This window comes from Paenibacillus sp. J22P218, from assembly GCF_056269195.1.
In genome coordinates this window covers 705,571-715,762 of record NZ_JBWDNL010000004.1, presented here as the reverse complement: position 1 = coordinate 715,762, position 10,192 = coordinate 705,571, and the positions used below count along the sequence as shown (strand labels likewise).

The window sequence follows — 10,192 nt, the reverse complement described above, 5'->3', positions numbered from 1 at the left end:
TCACCCGTCCGCCGCTAAGTTATCCCCGAAGGAATAACTCCGCTCGACTTGCATGTATTAGGCACGCCGCCAGCGTTCGTCCTGAGCCAGGATCAAACTCTCCATAAAGGTGTTTGACTTGCTCAAAAACTTTTTATTGCTTTTAGTTTAGAAGCCGAAGCTTCTTAACTGGCAGTTTCGCTCGTTGTTCAGTTTTCAAAGAACAATCATTTGTCTTCCGTGTCGGCCGTGTGTTTCAGCGGCGACTTAGATAATATATCACAGACGCCTATAGCATTGCAAGCACTTTTTTGATTTAATTTCATTTTTATTATTGCTGCGATTTATCTACACCATTCAGCTGTTATATTCCTTATTATTCATTACTCTTCAACAAACAAAAACGAGCCTTGCTGCAGCTTAGACGATGCGATCATCTGTATGCTGCAGCAAGGCTCGTATGCGTATTACCTATTTCAATACTTCGTTAATATGAAGATGTCGTTCAACGGTCAAGTTAACGATGACCCCGCCGATCGATACCCAAGGCCTCGTAGGATGCTTGGCATCAGAGAATACAATCTCGCCTATCCGTCCATCACTAAGCTTCACAACCGTACCGTTGTGGAATTGCGTCACCTTATTCACGAAGATCGTTACATAACCAGGGTCCAGCTTACCGAACGCATCCTCCTGGATTTGCTCCAATACGAGATATGGCGAAGCCGCTTTGCGATAAGATTTGTTAAGCGTCATTGCATGGAAGATGTCCGCTATACTCACTATTTTGGCATAGGGATGGATTTTTGTTGCGTCAATACCGAGTGGGTAACCGGAACCGTCAACCTTCTCGTGATGCTGCAAGGCAGTCAGCTTAGCACCCTCGTTGAGAGCTGCTACGCTCTTAAGCAACTGATAGCCGAGCACCGTATGGCGCTTCATCTCTTCCTTCTCTTCCCCTGACAACGCATTAGGCTTGTTCAAGATCGCCTTATCGATACGGATGTTGCCAATATCGTGCAGCAAGCCTGCGAGCGCAATCTGCATCCAATCCTTTTGCGCGAACCCCGTCCACTGCGCGATCAGGTACGAAGTCATGGCTGAGGTAATGCTATTATGAAGCAAATAATCACGCTCGTTGAATTGACGAGGCATGAAGGTTAATATTTTGTAGTCTTGAACATGCAGCAGAAGCTTCTCGAGCTGAGACCGTATATCCATGATGGGTAAACCTTCGCCCGTCACATACGATGCAAATACTTTTCTCAATAGCGTCAGCATCTTCTCGTATTCACTATGAAGGGGAGAAACCTCCTGCTTTGCAGCTCCCTCCGCTCGAGGTTCCTCTTGCGTGTCCTCTTTGGCCTTCGAAGTGATTGTTCCGTAATCTACAGCAACTGACGTTACTAGAAATGCGTGCAAGATCTCAAGTTCCTTCGGCGTAATGACTTTGCCCTTTTGGAACAAAACTCCGCCTAACGGGGTGAGGACATCTTCTCCGATTTTATCTCCCAGCTTCAACTGAGATACATTTACCGCTGCCATCTACTGTCCCCTCCCCTATGCTTATACTGCTTCTGCATGTTACTGTCTGAAATTATTCGACCGGCGTTTCGCCTTCATTCTCTTCTTCGCCGTCTTCAAGGCTGTCATTCTCTTCGCTGCGAGCGACTCTAGTTACGGTTGCTACCGTATCGTCATCACGCGTATTGATGAGCTTAACGCCCTGCGTATTACGACCCATCGTCGAGATGCCTTCCATGCTCGTACGAATCAATGTTCCCAGAGCCGTCATAATCATAAGATCCTCATCGTTCTCAACAACTTTGAGCGATACGATCGGACCGTTCTTATCGGTAACGTTAAGCGTCTTGATGCCTTTGCCGCCGCGGTTCTGACTCCGATAATCGCTAACCGGCGTACGCTTGCCGTAACCTTTGGAGGTTACGATCAATACGTCCTTCTCCGGAACGATGACGTCCATATCGATAACCGTATCATCATCATCGAGCGCAATCCCTTTCACGCCTGTTGCGGAACGTCCCATCGAACGGACATCCTGCTCAGAGAAGCGAATGGACATCCCTTGGGCCGTACCCATAATGATCTCCTGGTTGCCGTCAGTCAGCTTCACTCCGATTAAGTCATCATCCTCACGAAGCGAGATTGCAATCAAGCCAACGCGGCGGATATTAATATAATCATCGAGCGGCGTTTTCTTAACGACACCTTGCCTTGTAGCGAAGAACAGATAATGATCCGGATCGAAATCTTGAACCGGGATAACGGCGTTGACCGTCTCGCCTTGTTCGATCTGAATCAAGTTAATAATCGGCGTTCCGCGAGCCGTTCGGCTGAGATCAGGAATTTCATAAGCCTTCAGCTTATAAACTTTCCCTTTGTTCGTGAAGAACAGCAAATAATGATGCGTGTTCGAGACGAATAGATGCTCAACGAAGTCATGCTCCTTCGTATCCATGCCGACTACGCCCTTGCCGCCCCGTTTCTGGCTGCGGTAAGTCGTTACAGGCAGACGCTTAATGTAGCCTGTATGTGTAATCGAGATAATAACATCCTCGCGAGGAATGAGATCCTCGTCCAATATTTCATCGTCGCTTGCCGTAATCTCGGTGCGGCGCTCATCGCCGAATCTATCCTTCAATTCCGCAAGCTCCGTGCTAATGATGTCCAATACGAGTTGCTCATCGGCCAGAATCGCTTTGAACTCAGCAATCTTGCGCTGCAATTCCGCGTATTCCGCTTCGATTTTCTCGCGTTCCAAGCCAGTCAGACGTTGCAAACGCATATCCAGAATCGCTTGTGCTTGCTCTAAGCTCAGCGAGAAGCGCGAAATTAATCCTTCGCGTGCTTCGTCCGTCGTGCGCGAGCTGCGGATCAAAGCAATGACTTCATCCAGGTGGTCAAGCGCGATACGCAAGCCCTCCAAAATGTGAGCGCGCGCCTCTGCTTTCTTCAGATCGAACTCTGTACGGCGACGAATAACTTCGATCTGATGCTGGAGGTAGTGATAAAGCATTTCGCGTATATTAAGCGTGCGAGGCTCTCCATTAACGAGCGCCAGCATATTAATGCCGAAGTTCGTTTGCAGTTGCGTCTGTTTGTATAGATTGTTCAATACAACGCTTGGGTTAACGTCACGGCGAAGCTCAATGACGACCCTCATACCGTTCCGATCGGACTCATCGCGGAGATCGGTAATGCCCTCTATCTTCTTCTCGCGGACAAGCTCGGCGATCTTCTCGACAAGACGCGCTTTAATAACTTGGTAAGGAAGTTCATGAACAATAATACGTGCCTTGTTGCCGTTCTCTTCTATCGTTGCCCGAGCACGCATGGTAACGGAACCGCGTCCTGTCAGATAAGCCTGACGGATACCTTGATAACCCATAACGAAACCAGCCGTCGGGAAATCCGGGCCTTTTATAAATTCCATCAATTCGACCGGCGTAATATCCGGGTTGCGAATCAATGCTTGCACGCCATCGATGACCTCGTTCAAGTTATGAGGCGGGATGTTCGTTGCCATACCTACCGCAATACCGGTAACCCCGTTGACAAGAAGGTTCGGGTAACGAGCTGGCAATACGACCGGCTCTTTCTCTTCACCATCGTAGTTCGGTACGAAGTCGATCGTTTCTTTGTTAATATCGCGCAACAGCTCCATCGCAATCTTGGACAGCCTTGCTTCGGTATATCGCATCGCAGCTGCCATGTCGCCGTCAATGGAACCAAAGTTGCCGTGACCGTCGACGAGCATATAACGCATAGAGAAATCTTGAGCCATCCGGACCATTGATTCATAAACAGCAGAGTCGCCGTGCGGATGGTACTTACCGATAACCTCGCCTACGATTCTCGCTGATTTCTTATGCGGCTTGTCCGGCGACATGCCAAGCTCAGACATCGCGAACAAAATACGGCGATGCACAGGCTTAAGTCCATCCCTTACATCGGGAAGAGCACGGCTAACGATGATACTCATCGCATAATCCATGAATGAATCCCGCATCTCCGTACCGATATCCCGATCCTTAACTGACAATCGTTGTTCTTCCGCCATGATTTACCTCCCTGACGTCATCTATAGCTAGTCCTAATCAACATAACCATTATATTACTTTCACAAATAGAGGGCTGCTAAACCCTATAAGCGCAAATAGAGAAAATGCTCATAAAAATAGGTTAATTACCGCTCTCCAGATGCTAAAAATCACCATAAAATAAACAGACCCAAACTTCATTATACCACTCATTCCAAAGTCTGTCTCCTGCCTCATTGGAAACGAAGAAGCGATTTTTATATCATCGATCTTCTTCTCCGGCTCGAGGAGATCATCGATATACACTTTTGGAAAAATACCGAATCTGTGAAAGGAGATACGGACGTTGACCATTCAGCGCGTTAACAGCAAATGGGCCAAAACGCTCGTCTTGCTCAAATCCGACTATTTACGCCAATATATCCCGCTTACGAAGCTGTTCAGCCGCGAGACCGTCTACCGGATGCTTAATGAGTACGGCATGATTTATGTGAAGCCCATTAACGGTACGTTTGGCAAAGGAGTTATACGTGTCGAACGCACGACTGACTCGAACCGCAGCTATAAGTATCAGCAGGACACAGTCATCCACCACTATGCAAGCTTTGAAGCTCTCTACAAAATGCTGCTGAAGCAGAAGAAAAATCGCAAATATATTGTCCAAAAAGGCATTCATCTGCTCCGTCACCAAAAGCGGCGCTTCGATATTCGGGTCATGGTCCAAAAAAACTTGCGCGGCGAATGGGAAGCGACGGGTATTATCGGGCGCCTCGCCCATCCAGCCAAAATCGTAACCAATTATCACAGCGGAGGAACTCCGATGCCGATCGATTCCTTAATGTCTGACCATGCCAGCTCTCAGCAAATCACGATCTACAAAAACAGACTCCAAAAGCTTAGCATTACGATTGCGAATCAATTAGTCGCCGCCTATCCGAATTTGAAGGAAATCGGCGTCGATATCGCTATCGATCATAAACTTCACCCTTGGATTCTTGAGGTTAATACGCGGCCCGATCTGCAAATCTTCCGTAAGCTCTCCGACCAGAATGTGTTTCACAAAATGTATCGTTATGCGGTAGCCTACGGTCGCTACAAGAGCTGAATAAAAGGAATAAGCAGCCTCTCACGGTGAACTGCGCCCCCTTTGTTAGAACGACTAACATTGGAGGCGCAGTCCACTTACAGATGGCTGCTTATTATTTATGAACTTGCTAGCCTATGCCCGAATGTCCGGAAATGCTAGAAGTCTAAGTTTTTCACATATTTCGCGTACTTTTGGATGAAGTCGCGACGCGGTTCAACGTTATCACCCATAAGCGTATCGAAGACGATATCCGCCTCCATCGCATCGTCGATCGTAACCTGGAGCATCGTACGGCTCTCCGGATCCATCGTCGTTTCCCATAGCTGCGTCGCATTCATCTCGCCCAAACCTTTGTAGCGCTGTACGTTAACCTTTACGCCTTCACCGAACTCGGCAATAATTTGGTCTCGCTCCTTCTCGGTCTGCGCGTAACGAATGACTTTATTCCGTTCAACCTTGAACAATGGCGGTTGAGCGATGTAAATATAACCTGCTTCGATAATCTCCCGCATGTAGCGATAGAAGAATGTCAGCATGAGCGTACGAATGTGCGCGCCATCGACGTCGGCGTCCGTCATGATGATGATTTTGTGATAACGAGCCTTCGCGAGATCGAAGTCATCACTTATGCCAGTTCCAAGCGCGGTAATAATAGCCCGAATCTCAGCATTGCCGAGAATCCGATCCAGACGCGCCTTCTCAACGTTCAGAATCTTACCGCGAAGCGGCAAGATAGCCTGGAAGTGACGATCACGTCCTTGCTTAGCCGATCCGCCGGCGGAGTCGCCTTCGACAATATACAATTCGCTGATCGAAGCGTCCTTGGATGAGCAGTCAGCCAGCTTACCCGGCAATGAACCGACCTCAAGCGCGCTCTTGCGGCGAGTCAGCTCGCGCGCTTTGCGCGCAGCTTCACGGGCGCGGGCAGCTTGTAGCCCCTTCTCGACGATTTTGCGCGATACGGAAGGATTCTCCTCAAGAAACTCTTGCAGCTTCTCGGCGAAGAACGATTCAACGATACCGCGAACCTCGCTGTTGCCGAGCTTCGTCTTCGTCTGTCCTTCGAACTGCGGCTCGGGAATCTTAACCGAAATAATCGCAGTCAAGCCTTCCCGAACGTCATCGCCCGAGAAGTTCGAGTCATTATCTTTAATCAGGTTCGTCTTACGGGCGTAATCGTTAATAATACGCGTGAGCGCACTCTTAAAGCCGGATTCATGCGTACCGCCCTCATGCGTGTTGATGTTATTGGCGAACGAATAAATATTCTCAGCGTAGCTGTCGTTATACTGCAGCGCTACTTCAACCTGTATATAATCCTTCGAGCCCTCCACATAAATCGGTTTCTCGTGGAGCACCTCGCGGTTACGGTTCAAATACTCAACAAACTCGATAATACCGCCGTCATTCTTGAACGTATTAGATACGCCAGTACGCTCGTCGGTCAATACGATTTGGATGCCTTTATTCAAGAAAGCCAGCTCGCGGATACGCGATTGCAGGATCTCGTAATCATAGACTGTCGTATCTGTAAATATTTCAGGATCGGGCTGGAACGTTACTTGCGTGCCTGTCTCCGTGGACTCTCCGACGATCTTGACGTCATATTGCGGAGCGCCCTTGCGGTACTCCTGCTGGTACACTTTGCCGTGAAGTTTAACTTGAACGACTACGAGCTCCGACAGAGCATTAACGACCGATACGCCAACGCCATGGAGACCGCCGGATACTTTATAGCCTTCGCCGCCGAACTTGCCGCCCGCATGCAGAACGGTCATAACGACCTCAAGCGTCGATTTCTTCAGCTTCGTATTCTCGCCTACCGGAATGCCGCGGCCGTTATCAATGACGGTGATGCTATTATTCTCGTGAACGATAACTTCGATTCGGTTACAGTAGCCTGCAAGAGCCTCGTCGATACTGTTATCGACAACTTCCCAAACAAGATGATGAAGACCTTTGCTGCTTGTGGAGCCGATGTACATCCCGGGACGTTTGCGTACTGCCTCTAAACCCTCCAGGACCTGTATCTGACTCTCGTCATACGTATGTTGTTCCAAAGACATGCAAGTTCACTGCTCCTCTCAACTGCTCTTCCTGATCGCCTTACCCGTTCGCCGCAAAATGATGTGCTCGTTTCTTCAACGTAGAGGATGATATGGGCGAATAATAAATCTTTTGCTTCGTCACGACGATTGATTTCGGCTCTTCCTCGCCAATCGTCTCGACATCCTTCCGCTTCCGTGCTCCCGCAACGAATTGCTTGGACAACTTGGAGGATTGCTCGATCGAAATATCAAAAATGGCTACTAATTCCGCAGCCCGGATAATTTTCTCGCCGCCCAAATGGATATACATAACGTCCACCTCTCCTCTAATAGCGCCTTATCTCGTCACTCGGCCCTCTTGCACATGGTAGATGCCGGCATCTTGAAGCTTGGATAAATTCACGCTTTCAAGTCCGGTCGTCGTTATAAACGTTTGCACTTTGCTCTGAAACGTTTCGATGAGCTGCGTCTGCCGATTTTGGTCGAGTTCGGATAAGACGTCATCGAGGAGCAATAGCGGATATTCACCGATTTCCTCGTTAATGAGCTCGATTTCTGCCAATTTTAAAGATAAGGCCGTCGTTCGCTGTTGGCCTTGCGAGCCATAGGTTTGCGCTTCCTTGCCGTTAATAAAAAACGTCAAATCGTCGCGGTGCGGTCCCGCCAAAGTCACGCCTCTGCGAATCTCCTGATCTTTCACCTGTGTTAACTTTATCATAAATTGATCAAATAAAACAGATTCATCTTGAAGCGCGTCGGTGTCGAAGGAGGGGCAATATTCGATCGTGAGCTGCTCTGCGCCGCCTGTAATGCCTGCATGAATTTGCTCGGCGAACACTTGTAATTTATGTATAAAGTGTTTCCTTTTTTTCATGATTTTAACACCATGCTCCGCAAGCTGCATATTCCACACGTCAAGCATCGTCTGATTAACGCTGCCGGGGCCTGCCGTCTTCAAGTAATTGTTGCGCTGCTGAAGCACTTTGCCGTACTGCTGGAGCGTATGCAAATAACCGGGCTGCACTTGTCCGATTTCCATATCGAGAAACCGTCTTCGTACCCCCGGCGTACCTTTTACAATTTCGAGATCCTCAGGCGCGAACATGACGACATTCACCGAACCGATGAAATCGCTCAGCTTGCGCTGCTCCAAACCGTTAATCCGTGCCTTCTTTCCTTGCTGCGTGAATGCGAGATCAAGCTTGACTGAGCCGTAGCGTTTATCTACCTCGCAGCTTAGGCGAGCGGAATCGGCTTCCCAGCCGATCAGCTCCTTATCCTTCGACGTACGATGCGACTTCGACAGCGCCAGCACGAATATAGCTTCAAGCAGATTCGTCTTGCCTTGGGCGTTAGGCCCAAGAAATATATTCACCTTATTCGGCGTTTGCAGGTCAAGCTGACCGTAATTGCGATAATTTTGCAGTTGTATGCTCGTTAGAAACACGCTTCGTCCTCCCGGTCCGTTGATGCATTAGCTCCTAACAACCGTAAAGACGCCGCATCCTTCCACTTCTACGCGATCGCCGGCATAAAGTTTCCGTCCACGTCTGTTATCCGCTTCGCCATTAATGTGAACAGCCGTTTCCTGCAGAAAAAATTTTGCTTGTCCACCTGTGGATATACAATCCGACAGCTTCAGAAATTGTCCAAGCGCGATGTATTCGGTTTGAATGGAGATTTCCTTCACCCTAATGTCTCATTCCCTTCTTCGCTAGTGATTTCTCTACCTAGCCAGTTGTACGATACGGCAAAATGACGTACATGCTGTACTCATGGTCAAGCGGACGAATAATGATTGGGCTCATCGCTCCGGTGAAGCCGATGAACAATTGCTCGCTGTCGATAACTTTAAGCACGTCGAGCATATATTTGGAGTTGAACGCGATACGCAGCGGTTCGCCATTGAACTGCTTCGCCTCAAGCTGCTCCGTTACACGGCCAAGCTCAGTTGAGCTCGACGAAATTTCGATGCTGCCATCCTCAAGCGTCATAAGGCGGACGATGTTCGTTTTTTCCTCACGCGACATCAAATAAGCGCGATCGATCGCGTCCATCACGTTTTTTGTATCAAGAACAAGTTCTGTTTTGAACACTTGCGGAATAATTTTAGAAGTGTCGGGATAAGTCCCGTCCAATATACGCGAATAGAACAACACGTTGCCGATCTTGAACAGCACTTGATTGTCGGCGACAACGATATCGACGAGCATATTCTGCTCGGGAACAAGCTTCGACAGTTCCACGAGCGTTTTCGCGGAAATTACGATGTTGTTGAAACGGTAATCCGGATGCGTATCGACTTTCGCAGTACGGCTCGCAAGACGATGACGGTCAGTTGCGACGAACTTGAGCTCGCCTTCGTTCAGATTCCACAAGACACCCGTCAAAATCGGCGTTTGTTCGCTTGTCGATGCAGCTAGCACGGATTGGCGAATCATCGCTTTTAATAAATCGCCAGGCATTTGGAATATTTCATTTTGCTCAATGGATGGCAGCACCGGGAACTCTTCTGGATCAAGTCCAACCATTTGAATTTCGGTAGCGCCTGAACGAATGATCGTTTGGTAATGAGCGCCGACTTCGATGCTGACCTGGTCCGATGGGAGCTTCTTAACGATTTCCACAAAAAATTTGGCAGGCAATACGACATTGCCCGGTTTATCCACATGTGAAATAACGAATTGATCTCTTTCAACAGGTATGAAGCTTTGGATGGAGATATCGGTATCACTCGCTGTTAATGTTACGCCTTGGTGCGTAACTTCAATCTTGATACCGCCAAGAATCGGAATTGTAGGGCGAGAGGACGCTGCTTTGGCAACCTGTTGGATAGCGTCGTTCAATTCATTTTTTGAGATCGTTAGTTTCATGATTACACTCCTAGCGTTTATATAGATTGAGCGATGCGAAATTGGGTTTTGACGGGCTTTCAACAGGCGGCGTTAGCCGTCTATATTTGATGATGTTTATTAAAGATTTTTAGTAGACGTAGTAGTAGGGGCACTGAATATGTG

General features: G+C 48.4%; 8 protein-coding genes and 1 rRNA gene. 1 reads left to right on the top strand and 8 read right to left on the bottom strand.

What is annotated here, in order from left to right:
- From AC0YN0_RS21270 to gyrA, 3 genes are all read right to left on the bottom strand, one after another.
- Positions 1-108, bottom strand: a 16S ribosomal RNA gene (locus AC0YN0_RS21270); the annotation flags it as partial.
- Positions 109-450: 342 nt separating this feature from the next.
- Positions 451-1,524, bottom strand: a complete 1,074-nt coding sequence (locus tag AC0YN0_RS21265; protein ID WP_475823029.1) for an HD-GYP domain-containing protein — start codon at positions 1,522-1,524, stop codon at positions 451-453.
- Between the two features lie 52 nt (positions 1,525-1,576).
- A complete protein-coding gene (gyrA, locus tag AC0YN0_RS21260; protein ID WP_475823028.1) occupies positions 1,577-4,060 on the bottom strand; it encodes a DNA gyrase subunit A in 2,484 nt (827 codons plus the stop codon).
- A gap of 326 nt (positions 4,061-4,386) precedes the next feature.
- Between gyrA and AC0YN0_RS21255 the strand changes: the two genes are divergently transcribed.
- Positions 4,387-5,145 (top strand): YheC/YheD family protein, encoded by a 759-nt coding sequence (locus tag AC0YN0_RS21255; RefSeq protein ID WP_475823027.1) that lies wholly within the window; start codon positions 4,387-4,389, stop codon positions 5,143-5,145.
- A 137-nt stretch (positions 5,146-5,282) separates the two neighbouring features.
- Here AC0YN0_RS21255 and gyrB read toward each other — a convergent pair whose 3' ends face one another.
- Genes gyrB through dnaN form a run of 5 tightly spaced genes read right to left on the bottom strand, consistent with a single transcriptional unit; the run spans position 5,283 to position 10,048 of the window.
- On the bottom strand, positions 5,283-7,193 hold the full coding sequence (gene gyrB / locus AC0YN0_RS21250) for a DNA topoisomerase (ATP-hydrolyzing) subunit B (protein WP_442049868.1): 1,911 nt from the start codon (positions 7,191-7,193) through the stop codon (positions 5,283-5,285).
- A 40-nt stretch (positions 7,194-7,233) separates the two neighbouring features.
- Positions 7,234-7,485 carry an extracellular matrix regulator RemB gene (remB, locus tag AC0YN0_RS21245; protein WP_012772007.1) on the bottom strand — a complete coding sequence of 84 codons (252 nt, stop codon included), beginning with the start codon at positions 7,483-7,485 and terminating at the stop codon, positions 7,234-7,236.
- Positions 7,486-7,512: 27 nt separating this feature from the next.
- A complete protein-coding gene (recF, locus tag AC0YN0_RS21240; RefSeq protein WP_442049867.1) occupies positions 7,513-8,622 on the bottom strand; it encodes a DNA replication/repair protein RecF in 1,110 nt (369 codons plus the stop codon).
- 27 nt (positions 8,623-8,649) lie between these two features.
- Positions 8,650-8,865 (bottom strand): S4 domain-containing protein YaaA, encoded by a 216-nt coding sequence (yaaA, locus tag AC0YN0_RS21235; protein WP_337103829.1) that lies wholly within the window; start codon positions 8,863-8,865, stop codon positions 8,650-8,652.
- A gap of 40 nt (positions 8,866-8,905) precedes the next feature.
- Entirely contained in the window at positions 8,906-10,048 is a 1,143-nt protein-coding gene (gene dnaN / locus AC0YN0_RS21230; RefSeq protein ID WP_442049866.1) for a DNA polymerase III subunit beta, read from the bottom strand.
- Positions 10,049-10,192: the final 144 nt, after the last annotated feature.

Coding starts and splice junctions, on each gene's coding strand:
- AC0YN0_RS21265 (WP_475823029.1), bottom strand. CDS start 1,524: ATGGCAGCGGTAAATGTATCTCAGTTGAAGCTGGGAGATAAAATCGGA.
- gyrA (WP_475823028.1), bottom strand. CDS start 4,060: ATGGCGGAAGAACAACGATTGTCAGTTAAGGATCGGGATATCGGTACG.
- gyrB (WP_442049868.1), bottom strand. CDS start 7,193: ATGTCTTTGGAACAACATACGTATGACGAGAGTCAGATACAGGTCCTG.
- remB (WP_012772007.1), bottom strand. CDS start 7,485: ATGTATATCCATTTGGGCGGCGAGAAAATTATCCGGGCTGCGGAATTA.
- dnaN (WP_442049866.1), bottom strand. CDS start 10,048: ATGAAACTAACGATCTCAAAAAATGAATTGAACGACGCTATCCAACAG.